At 66.8% G+C, this 18,292-nt stretch carries 16 protein-coding genes; 9 read left to right on the top strand and 7 right to left on the bottom strand.

The annotated features are described in order from the left end of the window. Positions 1 to 20 precede the first annotated feature (20 nt). On the bottom strand, positions 21 to 335 hold the full coding sequence (locus EV580_RS12135) for an intersectin-EH binding protein Ibp1 (RefSeq protein WP_133691426.1): 315 nt from the start codon (positions 333 to 335) through the stop codon (positions 21 to 23). Between the two features lie 457 nt (positions 336 to 792). Here EV580_RS12135 and EV580_RS12130 point away from each other — a divergent pair, with 457 nt between their 5' ends. Then, positions 793 to 1,623 (top strand): SDR family oxidoreductase, encoded by an 831-nt coding sequence (locus EV580_RS12130; RefSeq protein ID WP_133691425.1) that lies wholly within the window; start codon positions 793 to 795, stop codon positions 1,621 to 1,623. Here the strand turns inward: EV580_RS12130 and EV580_RS12125 are convergent. Together EV580_RS12125 and EV580_RS12120 are read right to left on the bottom strand one after the other, a co-directional pair. After that, a complete protein-coding gene (locus EV580_RS12125; RefSeq protein WP_133691424.1) occupies positions 1,620 to 2,495 on the bottom strand; it encodes an NAD(P)-dependent oxidoreductase in 876 nt (291 codons plus the stop codon). The two genes, EV580_RS12130 and EV580_RS12125, sit on opposite strands and share 4 nt — an antisense overlap. A gap of 10 nt (positions 2,496 to 2,505) precedes the next feature. After that, positions 2,506 to 4,074, bottom strand: coding sequence for an LCP family protein (locus EV580_RS12120; RefSeq protein WP_133691423.1), 1,569 nt, complete (start codon positions 4,072 to 4,074; stop codon positions 2,506 to 2,508). Between the two features lie 184 nt (positions 4,075 to 4,258). Between EV580_RS12120 and EV580_RS12115 the strand changes: the two genes are divergently transcribed. Continuing rightward, positions 4,259 to 5,134: an FAD binding domain-containing protein gene (locus EV580_RS12115; RefSeq protein WP_133691422.1), complete on the top strand. Its 876-nt coding sequence runs from the start codon at positions 4,259 to 4,261 to the stop codon at positions 5,132 to 5,134. After that, positions 5,127 to 5,609, top strand: coding sequence for a (2Fe-2S)-binding protein (locus EV580_RS12110; RefSeq protein ID WP_133691421.1), 483 nt, complete (start codon positions 5,127 to 5,129; stop codon positions 5,607 to 5,609). The genes EV580_RS12115 and EV580_RS12110 overlap by 8 nt, the downstream gene beginning before the upstream one ends. Here EV580_RS12110 and EV580_RS12105 read toward each other — a convergent pair. After that, positions 5,606 to 7,924, bottom strand: coding sequence for a xanthine dehydrogenase family protein molybdopterin-binding subunit (locus EV580_RS12105; RefSeq protein WP_133691420.1), 2,319 nt, complete (start codon positions 7,922 to 7,924; stop codon positions 5,606 to 5,608). The genes EV580_RS12110 and EV580_RS12105 overlap by 4 nt on opposite strands. Before the next feature lie 121 nt (positions 7,925 to 8,045). Between EV580_RS12105 and EV580_RS12100 the strand changes: the two genes are divergently transcribed. The 4 genes from EV580_RS12100 to EV580_RS12085 all read left to right on the top strand — a co-directional run bounded on the left by EV580_RS12100 (position 8,046) and on the right by EV580_RS12085 (position 12,447). After that, entirely contained in the window at positions 8,046 to 8,546 is a 501-nt protein-coding gene (locus tag EV580_RS12100; protein ID WP_133691419.1) for a DUF427 domain-containing protein, read from the top strand. 96 nt (positions 8,547 to 8,642) lie between these two features. After that, complete coding sequence (locus EV580_RS12095) at positions 8,643 to 9,944, top strand: ammonium transporter (protein WP_133691418.1); 1,302 nt, start codon at positions 8,643 to 8,645, stop codon at positions 9,942 to 9,944. A 3-nt stretch (positions 9,945 to 9,947) separates the two neighbouring features. Further along, positions 9,948 to 10,601: a GAP family protein gene (locus EV580_RS12090; RefSeq protein WP_133691417.1), complete on the top strand. Its 654-nt coding sequence runs from the start codon at positions 9,948 to 9,950 to the stop codon at positions 10,599 to 10,601. A 70-nt stretch (positions 10,602 to 10,671) separates the two neighbouring features. Continuing rightward, complete coding sequence (locus EV580_RS12085) at positions 10,672 to 12,447, top strand: molybdopterin-dependent oxidoreductase (RefSeq protein ID WP_133691416.1); 1,776 nt, start codon at positions 10,672 to 10,674, stop codon at positions 12,445 to 12,447. A gap of 35 nt (positions 12,448 to 12,482) precedes the next feature. On the opposite strand, the gene EV580_RS12080 is transcribed toward EV580_RS12085, so the two are convergent. Next, positions 12,483 to 14,360 (bottom strand): zinc ribbon domain-containing protein, encoded by a 1,878-nt coding sequence (locus EV580_RS12080; protein WP_353619846.1) that lies wholly within the window; start codon positions 14,358 to 14,360, stop codon positions 12,483 to 12,485. Beyond that, a complete protein-coding gene (locus EV580_RS12075) occupies positions 14,357 to 15,970 on the bottom strand; it encodes a S53 family peptidase (RefSeq protein WP_133691414.1) in 1,614 nt (537 codons plus the stop codon). Before EV580_RS12075 ends, EV580_RS12080 begins: the two co-directional genes overlap by 4 nt. Before the next feature lie 136 nt (positions 15,971 to 16,106). On the opposite strand from EV580_RS12075, the gene EV580_RS12070 reads away from it, so the two are divergent. Further along, on the top strand, positions 16,107 to 16,535 hold the full coding sequence (locus EV580_RS12070; protein ID WP_133691413.1) for a hypothetical protein: 429 nt from the start codon (positions 16,107 to 16,109) through the stop codon (positions 16,533 to 16,535). Here the strand turns inward: EV580_RS12070 and EV580_RS12065 are convergent. Then, a complete protein-coding gene (locus EV580_RS12065) occupies positions 16,532 to 17,821 on the bottom strand; it encodes an Ig-like domain-containing protein (protein ID WP_133691412.1) in 1,290 nt (429 codons plus the stop codon). The genes EV580_RS12070 and EV580_RS12065 overlap by 4 nt on opposite strands. Here EV580_RS12065 and EV580_RS12060 point away from each other — a divergent pair. Further along, on the top strand, positions 17,796 to 18,284 hold the full coding sequence (locus EV580_RS12060; protein WP_133691411.1) for a hypothetical protein: 489 nt from the start codon (positions 17,796 to 17,798) through the stop codon (positions 18,282 to 18,284). The two genes, EV580_RS12065 and EV580_RS12060, sit on opposite strands and share 26 nt — an antisense overlap. The last annotated feature ends 8 nt before the right edge of the window (positions 18,285 to 18,292 follow it).

Below are 18,292 nucleotides of genomic sequence, written 5' to 3'. Positions count from 1 at the left end.
CCGAAGCCGGCCCTCCGTTTCTACGGACTGGTCGAGACAGTGGAGCGGGGTTGTTGCGCGGGAGCCTGCTGCTCTTGCTGCAATCCTATGCACTGACCGGTGTTTGCGCCTGTGCAAGGTATCCCCTGAACCTGCGGCAGGCCGCCCTGCGGACCCGTGGGGGCCTGCACTTCGCACACCCCGGTCGCCGGATTGACCACCTGGCCGGCCGGGCACGCCGCCACGACACCGGTCGACGGAATGGTGAAAACGGCCAGAGCCGGCGCTGCCGCCACCGCGAGCGCGAAGCCGCCGGCCAGGGCCAGGCGCCGCGTCGAATTCTTCAGATTAGCCATGATCGTGCCTTCTACTAGGTTTGCTGAGTGGCCGTGTCAGGGCAGTGTATGGCTGCCTTCCCCGTCCCGTGGTTGTTCGGGCGATTTATCGAAAGCGCTCACCGATGCGTTACACCTGAGTCAATATTTTTGTCGTAAAAGTATCGGCCCCGCCTGACCACGTCTAACGACTGGCGATGCCGACCATTTGGTATGCCCGCGCCGGAATATCGATGGCTTCTATTCGGCACGGAAATTGCGGCGGCGATCCCTTCGGATAGCCCATTATCGTTATGCCGAGATGCGTTCCCAGAGCGGTGAATGGACGTCGGTTAGGGACTGTCGGATGTTCGCTGGCGGCCGTCGACAATCAGACAGGGCCGGCGCCGGCGCAGGACAGTGGGACGGGCGCTATGCCGCCACGCGGCGCCGTGGTTCGATACGTAGAACTTGTTCCAGTTTTGCGTGAGGAGTCGGCGTGCAGCTCTCGTTCGAGGATCGGACGTACCTGGTCACCGGTGGTGGCAGCGGTATCGGCAAGGGGATCGCGGAGGGCCTGGCCAAAGCCGGCGCCAACGTCATGATCATCGGCCGCGGCGCCGACCGGTTGGCCGCGACCGCCGACGAGATCAACGCCGCCGCGCCGTCGGGCAGCGTCAGGTACGAACCCGCCGACGTCACCAACGAGGATCAGATCGCCGCGGTCGTCGACGCCGCCACGGCCTGGAACGGGCGGTTGCACGGTGCGGTGCACTGCGCCGGCGGATCGCAGACCATCGGCCCGATCACCCAGATGGACTCCGAAGCCTGGCGCGCCACCGTCGATCTCAATATCAACGGCTCGATGTACGTGCTCAAGCACGCGGCGCGCCAGATGGTGCGCGGCGGCGGCGGTTCCTTCGTCGGCATCTCGTCGATCGCGTCGAGCAACACCCACCGCTGGTTCGGGCCGTACGGCGTCACCAAGTCGGGACTGGATCACCTCATCAAGCTGGCCGCCGACGAACTCGGGGCGTCGTGGGTGCGGGTCAACGGCATCCGGCCCGGACTGATCAAGACCGAGCTCGTGCAGATGGTGCTCGATTCACCCGAGATCAGCGGAGACTACGCCGAGTGCACACCGCTGCCGCGTCCCGGCGAGGTCGAGGACATCGCGAACGCGACGCTGTTCCTGCTCAGCGACGCCGCCGCGTGGATCACCGGACAGGTCATCGGCGTCGATGGCGGACAGAACCTGCGCCGGGGACCGGACTACTCGGCGATGCTGGAACCGGCCTTCGGCGCTGACGGCCTCCGCGGCGTGGTCTAAGCCCCCGCGTCAGCGGCGGCGAGCTTGCTGATCGCCGACCAATCCAGCTGCTCGCCGCCCTCGGCGAGCAGGCGCAGGAACCGGTCGCGCAGCAGGCTGGCAATCGGCAACGGCACCCGCAGTTCCTCGGCGGCCGACAGCACCAGCCCAATGTCTTTGTGGCCCAACGGCGCTGCGAAGCCGGCCGGCTCGAACCGCTCGTCGGCGATCAGGCCGCCGTAGGTCTTGTACACCGGGGCCGAGAACAGTGTCGAGGTCAGGATGTCCAGGTACTGATGCCGGTCCACGCCGCCCTTTACCGCCAATGCCATTGCCTCGCCCAAGGATTCGATCGCCGAGGCGATGAGGAAGTTGCCGCTGAGCTTGACCAGGTTGGCCGCCGACGGCTCCTCGGCCACCACGAAGGTCCGCCGGCCGATCGCGTCGAAGACCGGCGTCAGCGAGTCCACGGTCTGTGCGGGCCCCGCGGCCACGACGAACAACGCCGCCGCCGCGGCGGCTTCCGGCCTGCCGAAGACCGGGGCCGCGACGAATGCGTTACCTGCGGCGGCGTGCGCCTCGGTCAGCCGTTTGGACAACGCAACGCTGATCGTGCTGGACGAGATGTGCACGGTCTCTGGCGCAGCCGACGCGATGATGCCGTCGTCACCGAACGCCACCCCGGCCACGGCGTCGTCGTTGGCGAGCATCGTCAGCACCACATCGCCCCCGCATGCGTCGGCGACGCTCTCGGCAGGACGGGCGCCCTGCGCGACCAGCGCATCCACTTTCGGCCGGGACCGGTTGTAGACGGTCACATCGTGTCCGGCCTTGATCAGGTTCGCGGCGATGCCCGCGCCCATATTGCCCAGTCCGATGACTCCTACGCGCATGACTGCCACGCTAGTTGACGCAAGGGACCTTGCCGCCGTCGATCGGGGCGCCTTGGTCCGGGGTTGGGGTGATTGTCATTTCCGACCACTTCTTGGTTGTCGACGTCACGGAGACGTCCTGGGTCTCGGGCTGCTCGGTCGGAACGTCATAGCCCTGGCCGAGGACGACGCGCACATGGTCGGCGGCCAGCGCGCTGGTGGCCTGCGGCGCGTTCTCGACGCCGAGCAGGGTGGCAACCGACTGCGCGTCGGTCTGTCCGCCGGGGCCGTAGGTGATCACGGTGTCGATCGGCTCGCCCGACTCGCGGTCACGCACTTCGTCGACGGTGAAGTCGTGCTTACCCAGCAGCGAGGCCGCCTGCGACGCAAGACCCGAGGTGTCGCTGGCGTTGACGATGCTGATCACGGTTTGCGGGTTGGGCGGTGGAATCGGTTGGGGGGCAGCGGTAGTGGTGGCCGTCGCGGAGTCGCCGCCGATGGCCCTGGCGATCTCGGCGCGGATCTTGGACGGATCGACGATGTTGACGTCCTGGCCGTTGATGTTGTCGTAGCGCACCACCGGCAGCGTGCGGAACTCCACATTGCCGCCGGCCAGCGCGGCCATTCTGCGGAACTGATCCTCGCCCCAGCCCTGCGATAACACGATGTCCTGGCGGGCCACGTCCATCAGGCGCTTGAACTTGTCCAGATCGGTGAACGAACCCGATTGCTGCAGCTCGCGCGAAACCGACAGCAGGAACGCCTGCTGGCGATGGGTGCGGTCGAGGTCGCCGTTTTCCAGCCCGTGCCGCTGTCGCACGAATGCCAGCGCCTGTTCGGCGTTCAGCCGTTGAGGCCCGGCCGGGAAGTTGGCACCCGAGTAGTCGTCGTGGACGGCGTGGTTGAGGCAGACGTCGACGCCGCCGAGGCTGTCCGCCAGGTGATAGAAGCTGGCGAGGTTGACCTCTGCGAAGTAGTCGATGGGCTGGCCCGTCAGATTGCGCACCGCCCGGATGGTCGCCTTGCGCCCGGCTTCCCGGCCGGCTCGCTCCAGCTCGGCGCGGTCGCCGATGCCTTCATCGACGAGCTTCTGCTCGGTCTGGAACTTGGTCAGCCCGTAGGCCTCCTTGATCTTGATGTGGCTGTATCCCTTGATGCCGCTGACGGCGACGTAGTCGTCGCGCGGTATCGAGAACGCGACGACGTGGTCGTCGGCGCTGATGTGCACCAGGATCAGGGTGTTGGTGTTGTAACCGCCGGCTTCGGAATCACCGGCGTGCAGCTTGTCCAGGACCTCGTCGGGCAGCTCGTTGCCCTCCTGGTCTTTGCGGGAGTCCAGCCCGATCAGCAGGATGTTCATCGCGCCGCCGCTGGAACGCGGTTCGTCCGAGCCCAGCGCCTGGGACACGGTGATTCCGCTGAGCAATCCGTGCGCTTGTGAGTAGGCCAGACCGGTGAGCATCAGCACAACCACAGAGGCCAGCCCGACAACGGATCGGGTAAGGGCCTTCCAGGCGCGCCGGCCGGTTCCGCGCCGCTCGCGGTGGCGGCCGTGGCGGTTGCCCGCAGCGGCCGCTCGCGGGGGCGGCGACGGATCCATGATCGACAGTATGCGGGCAAATGCTGGCGAGGCCCCAGCTAGGCCAGGTCATCCTGGGCCGATGCCCCGCATACCCCACGGGAGCACAGGTCATCGTCTGTGCAGATCAAGGCTTTGCGACGCCGTGGACCGCCGCCCGCTATGCTGTGCACGTGCTTAGCATGATGCGCTGCGACGGCCGCCGATGAAGCCGGCCCCGTTCGACTATCACCGGCCAGACAGCGTCGCCGAGGCGGCCCAGATGCTGACCGAATTCGGTGACGACGGCAAGCTGCTGGGCGGCGGACAAAGCCTGGTGCCCATGCTGTCGATGCGCCTGGCGTTCTTCGACCACCTGATCGACATCTCGCGTCTTGAGGAGATGAAGGGCATCGAGGTGCGCGACGATTCGCTGCGGATCGGCGGTGGCACCACTCACGCCACCGTCGGCGCCGACGAGCAAGTGCGCTCGGCCGTGCCCCTGCTGACCAGGGCCGCCCCGCATATCGGCCACTTCCAGATCCGCAGCCGGGGCACCCTCGGCGGCTCCATCGCCCACGCCGACCCGGCCGCGGAGTTCCCGGCCGTCGCACTGGCGTTGGACGCGACGATGGAGACGGTGTCGACATCGGGCGGGCGTGAGATCGCGGCCAAGGACTTCTTCGCGGGGGTCTGGGAGACCGCGATGGAGCCCGACGAGATCCTGTTAGGTGTGCGGTTCCCGATCTGGTCGGGCCGGGTCGGGTTCGGGGTCGAGGAGTTCGCCCGCCGCCATGGCGATTTCGCGATCGCCGGCGCTGTGGTGGCCATCGAACTCGACGACGACGATCGGGTGCGGCGCAGCGGAATCGGACTGCTGGCACTGAGCGCCACCCCGCGGCGCGCATCGGCTGCCGAGGCGGCGATCGTCGGCCGTCCGATCGGTGATATCACCGCTGAGGAGATCGGTGAGCTCGCGATGAGCGAACTCGATGACATCCCGGCCGACCTTCAGGGTTCGGCCGACTATCGGCGACGGGTCGGCGCGGCGATGACCGCGCAGGCGTGGTTGGCCGCGGTCAAGGAGGCTTTCGATGCATGAGCGCGCGATCCAGTTGTCGGTCAACGGAATTCCCGTTGAGTCGACCGTCGAGCCGCGGCTGACGCTGGCCGATTTCCTGCGCGAGCGGTGCGGGCTGACCGGTACCCACCTGGGCTGCGAGCACGGCTCGTGCGGTGCCTGCACGGTTCTGCTCGACGGTGCGGCGGTGCGGTCCTGCCTGGTGTTCGCCGTGCAGGCCGAGGGCTCCGAGGTCTCGACCGTCGAGGGTGTCGCATCCTCCGACGGCGAGCTGTCGCCGGTGCAGGCCGCACTGCGGGACTGCCACGGCCTTCAATGTGGTTTCTGCACACCGGGTTTCGTCATGTCGATCACGGCACTGCTGCGCGACAACCCGCATCCCACCGACGAGGAGATCCGCGAGGGCCTGTCCGGCAACTTCTGCCGCTGCACCGGCTATCAGGGCATCATCAACGCGGTGCACCAGGCCGCCGAAAGCGGTGCGGCGCAGGCTTAGTCGCCTGCGGCCGCCTCGATCAGCGCCACGATCTGCGACGGGGTCGCGGGTAGCTTGGTGACCGTCACCCCGAGCGGGGCAAGGGCGTCGTTGATCGCATTGATCACCGCCGGGGTGGAGCCGATGGCCCCGCCCTCGCCGCAACCCTTGTAGCCGCCGACGCCGGGGCTCGGCACCTCGACGTGCCCGTACTCGATGGGCGGCACCTCGGTAGCGGTCGGCAGGAGATAGTCGACGAACGTGGTGGACAACGGGTTTCCGTCGTCGTCGTAGACCAGGTTCTCCAGCAGCGCGCCGCCAATGCCCTGCACGGTCCCGCCCGCGATCTGCCCCTCCACGATGTTCGGGTTGATCATCGGGCCGACATCCTCGCTGACGATGTAGCGGGTCAGCGTGACCCGGCCGGTGGTGACGTCCACCTCGCAGGTGCAGGCGTGAGTGGCGTTGGCCCAGTGGATCATCGTCTGCGAGGTGAAGCGGGCGGTGGCTTCCAGCGTGGCGGCCATGCCCGGGGCCAGCTGCTGAGGTTCGTAGTAGGAGCGGTAGGCCAGATCGGCGAAAGTGACGCTCTTGGAAGGGTCTTCGCGCGAAGTGGCTTTCGAGTTGGCCAGCTCGATGTCGTCTGCCTCGACGCCGAGCTGGTGGGCCGCCATCGCCACCAGCTGGTTGCGCAGGATCGTGCCCGCCTCGTTGACCGCCCCGGCCGTCATCGGGCCGCTGCGACTGCCCTGCGTGCCGGCTCCGTACGGGGTGACCGCGGTGTCGCCCTGGATCGTCGACACGTCGTTGATGTCGGCGCCGAGTGCGTCGGCGGTGAGCTGCACGACGGTGGTCTCGATGCTGTTGCCGCTCGATCCGCCGTTGACGTAGACGTTGATCTTGCCGGTGGGCTCCATGCGAATGGTGCAGCCCTCGGTGGCCAGGTGTCCGGTCGCGGCACCGGTCGGCTCGATATAGGCCGAGAAGCCGAGACCGAGGTAGCGGCCCTGGGCCAGCGCCTCGGCCTGCTCCTTGCGGAATCCTTCGTGGTCCAGGATTTTGACCGCCTGCTCGAAGGTCTCCATCGGGGCGACGTGGTCATACGGCATGCCGTTGGGGTTGAAGTACGGCATCTCGTCGCGGCGCAGCAGGTTCTTGCGGCGCAGCTCGACCGGGTCGATGCCCATTTTGCGGGCCGCGATGTCGAGAAGTATTTCCCGCGTGAGGGTTTCGTACTGCCACGGCCCGCGGTAGGCGGCCAGGCCGCTGGTGTTCGTGAACACGGTCTTGTAGTTGAAGCTCGACTTGGGCACCCGGTACGGGCCGGGGAAGAACATCCCGATGGCCGCCGTCGTCAGCACCGGATAGGGCGTGGGGTAGGCCCCGATGTCCTGCAAGAAGTCGATGGCGACAGCCGTGATGGCACCGTCGGCGTCGAACGCCATCCGCGCGCGGCCGTCGACGTGGCGTGCCTGCCCGGCCGACATCAGGTTCTCGCGGCGATCCTCGATCCACTTGAGCGGCGCGGGCACCTTCCGGGCGGCCAGCATGATGCACATGTCCTCGCGCATCGGGACGACCTTCTGGCCGAAGCCGCCGCCGGTGTCGCGGGTGATGACCCGGACTCCCTGCGCCGGGATGCCGAGTAGCCGCGCGGCGAACGCCCGTAGCTCGTGCGGGGTCTGGGTCGAGGCCCAGAGCGTGAGTTCCTGTGTGGCGGCGACCCATTCGACGACAAGGCCGCGGGTTTCGATGGGCACCGGCACGTGGGTCTGCTGATAGATCTGCTCGTCGGCGACGTAGGCCGCCGCGGCGAAGGCCTCTTCGTCGGGCGGTGCCCCGGCAAGCCCGCCGGCGACGTTGTCCGGGTAAGCCTCGTGGACCACCGCATCGGCGTTCACCGCCTTGGTGAAATCGGCGATCGCCGGCAGCGGGTCGTAGTCGACGTCGATCAGCTCGATGGCATCCTCGGCGACGTAGCGGTTTTCGGCGATGACGATGGCGACGGGGTCGCCGACGAACTTCACCTCGTTCTCGGCCAACGGGGGCCGAGGCGTGTCGGGGACGTCCTTGCCGGCCACCGCGTGCCAGGCCTCTTTCACGTCGGGATTCAGGTCGGCGGCGGTGAGCACCGCGTGCACACCGGGCAGCGCCAGAGCGGCCGAGACGTCGATGCTGTTGATCCGGGCGTGCGCGAACGGGCTGCGCACGAAGCAGGCGTGCAGCATGCCCGGCCGGACGATGTCGTCGACGTAGGTGCCGTGCCCGGTGAGCAGGCGGGTGTCCTCGACCCGAGGGACACGGGTTCCTGCGTAGCGGGTGACGGGTGCGGCCATACGTGAGCTCCAATGCATCATCGACATGCCGGGCTAAGCAGTCGCTCAGCAGAGCGTACCCAAGCGTCGCGGTGGCGTCACTCAGGGTTCGTGATGTCGTCGGCGTTCGTATCGTCGAGATATGGATCAGTGGCCTACACCCGAGAAACCCGGTCCCGGCCAGGAGTCGGTGTGGGATTACCCGCGTCCGCCACGCCTGGAGTCCTTCGCCGGCACGATCACCGTCGAACTCGGCGGCCGGGTCATCGCGTCGACCACACGGAGCTGGCGAGTGCTGGAGACCAGCCATCCGCCGACGTATTACCTGCCTCGCACGGCGTTCGAGGCCGGTGCGTTGCGCGGTGCGCCGGGAGCGTCGATGTGTGAATGGAAAGGGCAGGCGCGCTACTACGACCTGGTCGCCGGCGACGTGGTGGCGGTCGGGGCGGCGTGGACCTACCCCCGGCCGACACCCGCATTCGCCGAGATCACGGGCGCCATCGCGGTGATGGCCGGCTTGGTGGATCGGTGCACCGTCGACGGCGAGACGGTCGTACCCCAGCCCGGCGGGTTTTACGGCGGCTGGATCACGAGCGCAGTCACGGGCCCGTTCAAAGGCATCCCCGGCTCGATGGGGTGGTGACGGCGTGAGGCGTGCGAAACACGGCTGAAACACGATCGCCTCACCTTCGAAACTTCACGCCGACATTCTCGTCGGGACCGTCGAAGGAGCCGGACTTTGGATGCGATCGATCCCGCCGCCACCGCGTGGCTGCTGGCCAGCACAGCGCTCGTCTTGTTGATGACCCCCGGGTTGGCCATTTTCTACGGCGGCATGGTCCGCACCACCGGTGTGCTCAACATGATCATGATGAGCTTCATCGCGATCCCGCTCGTCACGGTCGCGTGGCTGCTGGTCGGTTACACCCTGGCGTTCTCGGGGACCAGCCTCGGCGGGTTCGTCGGCGACCTGTCGCATATCGGGATGGCGGGCATCGGCCCGAGTACGGTGCACGGCTCCGTGCCGGAGCTGCTCTTCTCCACCTTCCAGCTCAGTTTCGCGATCATCACCGCCGCACTGATCAGCGGCGCGATCGCCGACCGGGCGAAGTTCGCCGCGTGGATGATCTTCGTGCCCATCTGGTCGATCGTCGTGTATGCGGTTGTGGCGCACTGGGTCTGGGCACCCGAGGGCTGGCTGTTCAAGATGGGCGTGCTCGACTACGCGGGCGGGCTGGTCGTCGAGATCGTGTCCGGATCCTCCGCGCTGGCGCTGGCGCTCGTGCTGGGCCCGCGCATCGGTTTCAAGGTCGACGCGATGCGCCCGCACAACCTGCCCTTCGTCCTGCTGGGTGTCGGGCTGCTGTGGTTCGGCTGGTTCGGCTTCAACGCCGGCTCCGCGCTGGCGGCCAACGGCACGGCCGCGGCCATCTTCCTCAACACGCTGGTCGCCGGCTGCCTCGGCATGCTCGGCTGGCTGTCGGTCGAGCAGATCCGCGACGGCCGCCCGACCACGTTCGGTGCGGCATCCGGTGTGGTCGCCGGACTGGTCGCGATCACCCCGTCCTGTGGGACGGTGAATACCCTCGGTGCCGCGGTCGTCGGGCTGGCGGCCGGCATCGTCTGCTCGTTCGCGATCGGGCTGAAGTTCCGGTTCGGCTACGACGACTCGCTCGATGTGGTCGGCGTGCACTTCGTCGGCGGGGTGGTCGGCGTGCTGCTGATCGGTTTCCTGGCCACCGCGGTGATGACCGGCGGCCCGCAGGGTCTGTTCTACGGCGGCGGGCTGGCTCAGCTGGGCAAGCAGGCGCTCGCCATGGTGGTCGTGGCGGCCTATGCCTTCATCGTGTCGTTCGTCCTGGCCAAGCTGATCGATCGGACCGTCGGCTTTCGGCTCAGCCCCGAGGACGAGACCGCCGGCGTGGACTTCAGCCAGCATGCCGAGTCGGCGTACGCCGAGGGCGTGCATGGGCATCAGCCGTTGCGTCGGCCGTTGTTCGGCGATCAGCGTCCCCGCCCGGACACCGCCGACGAGGAGTAACCGCTGTCCGCCGAGCTGATTCCGCTGGCCTTGGTGGTGGCGCTGTCGCCGATATCGCTGCTGCCTGCTCTGCTGCTGGTGCTCTATTCGGCGCGACCGCGTGCGGCGGGCCTGGCGTTCGCCGCCGGCTGGATGGCAGGGCTGGCGGTCCTGACGGTGGTGTTCCTCAACGTCCCCAAGCTCCTGGGCAACTCGGCCGAGACGTCCTCGGTCTGGCAGTTGCGGTTGCGGCTCGTCGGTGGTGCCGTGCTGATGGTGACCGGCGTGGTGGTGTGGTTGCGCCGGAAGAAAGCCGTGCGATCGGCAGCCTGGCTCGATGCGATCGGCAGGTGGTCCCCGGCTCGCACCGGGGCGGTCGGGTTGGGGTTCGCCATCGTCAACCCGAAGATCATCGTGGCTTGTGCCGCAGCCGGATTGGCGATCAGTGCCGGCTCGCTCGGGTCCATCGGACAGAGTGTGGCCGTCGGGTACTTCGTCGTGGTGGCGGGTTCGGGAACACTGCTACCGGTCCTGGCGCACATCGTGGCGGCTCAGCGCTTCGACCGGGCACTGGAGCGCCTGCGCGCGTGGATTCAGCAGCGCCAAGCCGAGATCAGCGCGGTCGCGCTCGTCGCCATCGGTGCGGTCCTCGTTATCACCGGTCTCGGCGGTCGCTGACCGATCGGCTTTTCTGCGACCCGGCGCCGGATGTGCGGTCTACCATGACCCGCAATACGAGGGGGGTCTCATGAAGCCGGGCGACGCCGATCCACTCCGCGAATCGTTGCAGCCGTACTACAACCAAGGCCATCGCGACGGACCGATTGTCATCGACGACTGGGCCGGCGGAATCCCGCAGACCCGTGCCCAGCTGCCATCGGTGCGGATCGGGCGCCGGTGGTTTTCGAGTCTGTGGCTGCTCCCGCTCGGCGTCATCGGGCTGGTGCTCTCGATCGCGGTCGTGCGCGAAATGGCGCACTACGAGTGGTTCCACGAGTTCATCGCCCGGTATCCGGGCACCTCCACCCAATACGTCGAGCCCGTCGACTCCGGCTTCCCGTGGTGGCTGCGCTGGCAGCATTTCTTCAACCTGCTGTTCATGATGTTCATCATTCGCGCGGGATTGCAGATACTCGCCGATCATCCGCGGCTGTATCTGAACGCCGGTAGCAAGCCGGACACCGAGTGGATGCGGCTGCGCGAACCGGTGCCGGTGAACCGTCGCGACAGTGACGACGCCGAAACGATCTGGACGGCAAAGGAAGATTCGGTCGCGTTGCCGAAACAGTTGGGATTGCCCGGCTTTCGGCACTCGGTGGGTCTGGCACGGTGGTGGCATTTCAGTTTCGACCTGCTGTGGTTGATCAACGGGGTTCTGTTCATCGTGCTGTTGTTCTGCACCGATCAGTGGAAGCGTCTGATTCCGACGTCGCTGGACGTATTTCCCAACGCGTTATCGACTGCGCTGCAGTACTTGTCGCTGCAGCTTCCCGAGAACGCCGGGTTCAGCACCTACAACGCGCTGCAGCTGCTCGCGTACTTCATCACGATCTTCATCGCGGCGCCGCTCGCCTTCGTCACCGGTCTGCTGCAGGCTCCGTCGATCGCAGGCAGGTTCGGTACCGGTGCGGGATTGTTGAACCGCCAGGTTGCTCGCACCGTCCATTTCGGTGTGCTGGTGTGGATGCTGATCTTCATCGTCATGCACACGGTGATGATCTTCATCACCGGCTTCGTGGGCAACGTCAACCACATCACCCTTGGCACCAATACGAATTCGTGGTGGGGCGTGGCGCTGTACGGGGCGTGGATGGCGATTGTCATCGTGTTCTGGTTGGTCGCCTCGCCGCTGACGATCAGACACCCGCGGGCCATCCAGAACGCGGGCAAATTGGTGGTCGGCAGGCTCAAAGCTCTACTGGAGCAGACGAATCCGACGGCAACCTATTCGGAAGACGACATCTCGCCGTACTTCTGGACCAACGGCGAAAAGCCGGAGTCCGACGAATACCGGCAACTCGAGGCGGGGCGCTGGGAGAACTACCGGTTGCGGGTGGACGGCCTTGTGCAGAACCCGCTGGAGCTCTCCTACGCGCAGCTACTCGCCCTGCCCAGACAGGACCAGATCACCCAGCACTTCTGCATCCAGGGATGGTCGGGCATCGCCAAATGGTCCGGCGTGCCGATGAGCGTCATCTGCGAGATGGCCAAGCCGCACCCCAGCGCGCGATGGGTGGTCTTCTACTCCTTCGCCGACGGCCCCGAGGGCGGCCGCTACTACGACTGCCACCCCATCGCCAACATGCACCACCACCAGACGATCCTGGCCTACGAGATGAACGGCGAGCCGCTGAACGTGTCGCACGGAGCGCCGCTGCGTCTCCGCGACGAGGTCGAGCTCGGCTTCAAACAGGTCAAGTGGATCGTGGCGATCGAGTTCGTCGAGTCCTTCGAGCACCTCGGTGCCGGCCAGGGCGGATACAACGAGGACCAGGAGTTCTACGGCTACCGCATGCCGATCTGAATCGCCCAGTTTGCGACCTAGTCGCCGTCGCGCGGTCAGCGCGGTGGATCGCCGCGCCAGGCAAAGCTGTTGACGTACTTGTCCAGATCCATCGCGAGTTCGAGGTTGGCACCCGAGGGTCGGCCCGGGCCGAATTTCGGGCCGAACTCGCGGTAGGGCCCGATCGCGCCGGCGATCAGGGCAAGGTCGTGCTTGACTGCGACCAGGATGACCAGGCGCAGATGCCGGTAGCTGGCGTCACCGTCTTGCGGCCAGATGTCGGCGACCTCGCCATATCCGAACTGGTATCCGACCATCGCGTTCGGGATCTCATAGGCGGTGCGGGCATCGGGATAGCGCTCGGTGAGGAACGCTTCGGCGATTTCCCTGGCCGACTCTCCGCCGGCGGGCCGGCTCCACAGCTTCAACGTGCCGCCATCCCCGCCGGTGTAGCGAGCGGTCACGCCGTCGCTCGCGAAGGTGACGTCGTAGGCCGAACCGGGAGCAGGGTACGCCACCGAGAACCCGCCGTCGGGGGCGGTGAACCGTGGCAGCGCGGCCACCGGTGTGCCGGTGGGTGGGCGGCCGCAATCGGGCGGGCAGTTGTAGACGACAGCCGGCTCGGAGATGCTGGCTGACAGCGCGATCAGCGGTGCCGTCACCGCGACGATCACCGCCACCCACATGGCCAGGACGCGGGTGCTTGTCGTCCGCGACAGGGGCGGCGCCGTATAGGTTTGTGCCTCAAGCACATAGCCCGGCCAGGACGCGGGCCCGGCATCCTCCTCGGGAACCACCTCGCGGCGTTCGGCGCGCGACATGGCCGACGAGGCGCGCGTGGACGCACCGCAGGCGGGGCAGAATGCCATCTCGGGCACCACGTTTCGGCAATGCAGGCATAGCTGCGGTTGCCCGCCCATGGGATCTGGCTCCTCGTGCAGCAGCGCTAGCTGCAGACCGATCCGCAGTGCCAGCAGCGCCACGAGAGCCATCGCGATATGCCATGCCAGCATGGTCTCTTGCGGCAGGCCCGCGACATCGGTGATGCCCACGATCGCGTAGACCCCGAGCACGGCGACGCCGAACAACACCAGCGCCACGTTCACCAGTGAGTGGCGCAACCGGGCTTGGCCGGTCGGACGCCTGAACCAGAGTGCGGCACCGAGCAATCCGCCGGCGCAGGCCGCGGTCAGCGGTATCGTCACGCCGCGAATTGCGGCCTCGATGAGCAGCCACTCCACCGGTCGGTTCTTGGCCACTGTGGCGGCCGCGAACTGGGGCGCGAGTCTGGTGAAGGTCGCGGCGGCCGTGAAGCTGAGTGCCGACAGCACGCCGATCACGAAACCGTTCAAGGATTCTCGTGCGCCGGGCCGGATCAGCCGGACCACCAAGGCGGGAATCATCATCAGCAGTGCGCCGCCCTCGGCGACCCCGAGGCCGTCGCGCAATACGCGGTGACCTGCGATTCCGGCATCGAATGGCGCGCCGGTCTCCCGGATCACCAGATCGCCGGTGAGCACTACCCAGCCCACGCCGATGGCGATGCCGAGCACGACGGTGATCGCCAGCGAGCTGCGGGGGATATCCCGGTAGACACCGGATTGATGGCGGTAGATCACGAACAGCAGGGGCAGCCCGAGTGCCGCGACGGTCACCAACGCGCCGGGCAGACGCAGCTGCACGGCCACCGCCATCGCAACGACGACCAGCACCAGCCCGAGGTTGAAGGGTGTACGGGAGAACTGTGACTGGTGCGGAAACAGCGAGCTGGCGATCGCGGGGCGCAACACGTGCTCGTTCGGGGCGGCGCAGAAAGCCCTGGGCCGCAACCAGTGTGGGGCGTCTCCGGGTTGTGGATTGAGGTGAGCACCACACGCCCCGCAGAAGACTCCGGCAGGCACCTCGGTGTGGCAGGCCGGACAGATCGTCGTCATCCGCATCCGACACCACATCTCTGCAGCGCCAAGATGTCCTGGGCGAGATGGTCGACGTCAGGCGTGCCCAGACCGGTCACCAGGTCGTAGCCCGGTCCCGCGTCATCAACCGCGTTGCCGCCCAGGGACACATCGCGAAATGCCGGAAGCCTTGCCCCCTGGGCGATTTCGTAGAGCAGCGGATTGAGTTCACCGACGGGATTGCCGCCGTTGTGTGCGAGATAGTCGTTCATCACCGCGGTCAGACCCGCCCAGATCGGTGCGGCCAACGAGGTGCCGCCACCCACGACATGCTGGCGTCTGAAGACGATCCGGACACCGGTGTACGGATCGGCGACGGCCGCGATATCGGGGGTCAGCCGGCGGCCCGGTGGGGCGGCCACCCGCAAATCCGATTGCCACGGGGGGCGTTCGAAAAGATTGGACACCCCACCGCCGGTGCCCTGGGAGATCGCAGGGGCGAACCAGGATTGTTCGGCCAGCCAATGCCCCTGCGCGTCGGTCGACAACGTGGTGCCGCCGACATCGGTCATCTCCGGCAGCGACGCCACCGAGTCCAGGCCGACATCGTCGGGCGCGGGCGGCGACGACCAGTTGTGTCCGCCTTTGCATTCCAGGCCGGCGAGGTCACCGCTGGCGTCGAACGCGGTGGTGCCGTGCCGCAGCGCGATGCTCAGCGCCGAGCGCACCGGCAGCAGGTCGGCCGCCGTCGCGATCTTGTCGCAACCCCATCCGATCGAAAAGCTCCATACCGCACCGGGATAACGGCGGTCGGCCTCTTCCATCAGGGCGCCGATCTTCTGGTAGGTGGCATCGCCGGACACCGTGGCGCGCGCATTGACCAGAACCTTCTTGGCATCGGGGGCGACAGCGTGGATCGCTTCGAGGTCCATTGTTGCCTCGCCGGTCCGCTCGGAAGGCATGTCGCCCATCAATTCTGGGGTGAACTTGGGAAGATTGAAGGACGTGGTGAACATGTCCAGGTCTTCCTGATCGAACCCGTCGAATGAGAACACCAGCACGGTGGTGCCCTTGCCGGTGTGCCCGGCATCGCGCAACGGCGCGGCGTTGTAGGTGCGCAGCAGCCCGTCCGGGGACAGGCCCTGATCGGGTACGTCCAGCGGCACAATGAATGGCACCGACTCGTAATGCGGTATGTAGCCGAGGATTCGGCCGAGCTCGCGGACGTCGGCAGCGATCGCCGCGGGGATGGCCGGCTGCTGGGGTGAGGCGTAGAACTCTTGGCCCAGCCGGCCGCGGTAGTCATGCACGGCAACGTCGAACGCCGCACCGACCGCCGCCGGTGGCCCGGACACGCTCGCCCACCGATCACCGGAACGCCAGTGCGTCGACAACCCGTGCTGGCGGGCCCAGTCGGCCAGCGTCTCGGGCCGCGCATCGGTGTTCAAGCCCGCCACGAGCTGGACCCGATCGCCGTCGGCGGGACCCAAATCTGTGGAGGCGGCCAGCAGCGACGCATACGGCCCGGTGATCGTTCCGGCGGCGACGGTCGGCTGATCGGATTGTTCGGTGAGGAACATGATTCCGGTGGCCGCGATGACGGCGGTGCACAGCGACAACCACTTCGTGGCTGGCGTCGTCGTCGACATGCCCGACGATAGCAACGGCGTCGCCCCCGGAGGGTGATGTCCGCAAGGTTGCGCGCGGAAGAAATCTGTCTGAACCACCGTCAGAACGCATCGATCGGGTTTCACGACAGCGCGGGTGGAGGCTAGGTTGCGGATCATGGGTAACGGGCGCGTGGGTACGGACGGCACGAATCGATCGGTGACATTTTCTCGTCAGCTCGCGCTGGCGGCGGGTTTCGTGGCAATCGTTGGGGTGGTGGGTCTTTCGGCGGGCTGCGGGCAGTCCTCCAAGGAGAGCCCGTCGAGCACCACGTCTTCGACGAGTAGCAAGCCTGCGCCGTCGCCCACCGAGAAGGGCGTCATCCAGATGCCGCCGCGCGCGTTCAACCAGAACCAGAGCGCCGCCGACGGCATGCTGGCGCTGCAGAGCCAGGGCTATAACGTCCAGCTCAACTTCGCCGCCGGGAGCGGGACCGACCGGCCGCTGTCCCAATGCAAGATCACCAGTGTCGACGGGCTGCGCGGTGATAATCCGCCGGCCAACACCACGGTGTTTCTCACGGTTGACTGCCCGAGCAGCAACTAACGGGCTACCGCGGCCTTCCGGCGGCGGACGAACAGAATGCTGAGGAACAGCACCGCAGCACCGGTGGACTGAGACACCATCGTGTAGCCGAGATCCTTCATGATGCCGATCTCTGCGGCGCTCAGCACCCGCACGCCGAGTCCGGTGTCGGAGGCGGCGTTCATCAATTTCTCGAGCGAACCGACGAACGTGTCGTCGTCGAGATGTGACATGGAGCTGCCCGACTCCCAGGGATTCGGGGTGTACAGCGGCACCGGGCTGTTGTTGTAGGCCGCGACCGCATTGGGGCCGCCGAAGTACAGGCCGCCGTTGCCTCCGGTCAGGTTCGAGTTGTAGGCCGTGTTGAACACATTGCCGGTGAACACCGAGGTGCCGTTGGAGGTCGTGACGAACTTGTCGAAGGTGGTCCAGTTCGGCACGGTGTTGTTGCCCGCGCTGTCGATGACCGAGATGAAGCCGAACGTGTGCAGCAGCTCGTGCATCGCGGTCGACTGGAAGTCGTAGGCGCCGGCGGGGACGGTGTCCCCGTAGCCCCAGCCATAGCCGAAGTTCCAGGTGATCGTGCCGTCGGCGGCCGATCCGTTGGTATCCACGCCGGTCAGGATCTTGTGCTGCACCACGGTGTCGTAGAACCCGGGATCCTCACTGATCAGGTCACTGCCCGCCGAGGCAAGCGTCCCGCCCATCAGCGAGTACTCGCCGGTGACCTTGTACGTGATGTCGACGTCGTACTGGGGCTCGAAATAGCTCGACAGGTAGATGGCGGTCGACGCCAGCTGGGCCCGCGCCGCGCTCGACCAGAATTGCGACCCTGATCCGTAGACGAACGTGTACGTGATCCGGTGGGCGGTGGCGGGCTGTTCGTAGACACCGACGGCCGTGGAACTGCTGGAACTGCGGAACCAGTTGAGCAGATTGATATGCGGCCCGGTGTCGGTCACGGAGACGGTGAATGAGTCGATGCCGGTGAAGTCGGAATCCGGGGTGTAGGTGTAGGTGCCGTCCGCGGTGTTCAGGACGACGGTGCCCGAGCGGGGGTTGGAGGTCACCTTGTAGACGAGGTGGTCGCCTTCAGGGTCGGTCGCCACGACCGTGCCGTTGATCGGCCCGGTCGTCTCACTGCTGACCACCTGCACCCCCGAGACGGTCGGTGCGTCGTTGAAGAACGAGCGGCGGACCAACAGGGCCGCACCCGCGAACGAGTCCTGGATGGCGTTCAGCAGGGAGGTGATCGGATCGGCGTTGGCGGAGGCGGTCTTCTTGGCGGTCGTGCTCGCCGCCGTCATCTGGGCGGCGCCGCTGACGGTGTCGGACGTGCTGGTCGAGGATTGGGTGGTGGTCTGCTCGCTGGCGGCGGTCTCTGTTGTCGCGGTCGTCGTATCGGCAGCGGTGCTGTCCGTATTCGACGTCGTGGATGTGGTCGTTGTCGAGTTACTCGACGTGCGCCGCGACCCTGCCGTTGGCCGATTCGACGAGCCGGACGCCGTCGATGACGCGGTGGTCTTCTTGGCTGCGGGGGACGACGTGCTGTTGGTGCTGTCAGCTGCCGACGACGAGGTGGGGGCCTTGGGGCCGCGGGCGGTATGGCCCGTAGCCTTCTTCGCCGACCCGGAACTCGACGTTGCCGAATTTGCCGAATCCGAGGCGGAGCTGTGGTCGGTGTCGTCGGCGCTGGCAACGGCCACGATGGGGCTCGCCAGTGACAATCCCAGTGCCAGAGCAGCGATTCCTGCCCTTGCACCACGCTGAACGTTCGC

The sequence above is a fragment of the Mycobacterium sp. BK086 genome (assembly GCA_004362315.1).
GTDB lineage: Bacteria > Actinomycetota > Actinomycetes > Mycobacteriales > Mycobacteriaceae > Mycobacterium.
This window is presented reverse-complemented; position numbering and strand designations above follow the sequence as displayed.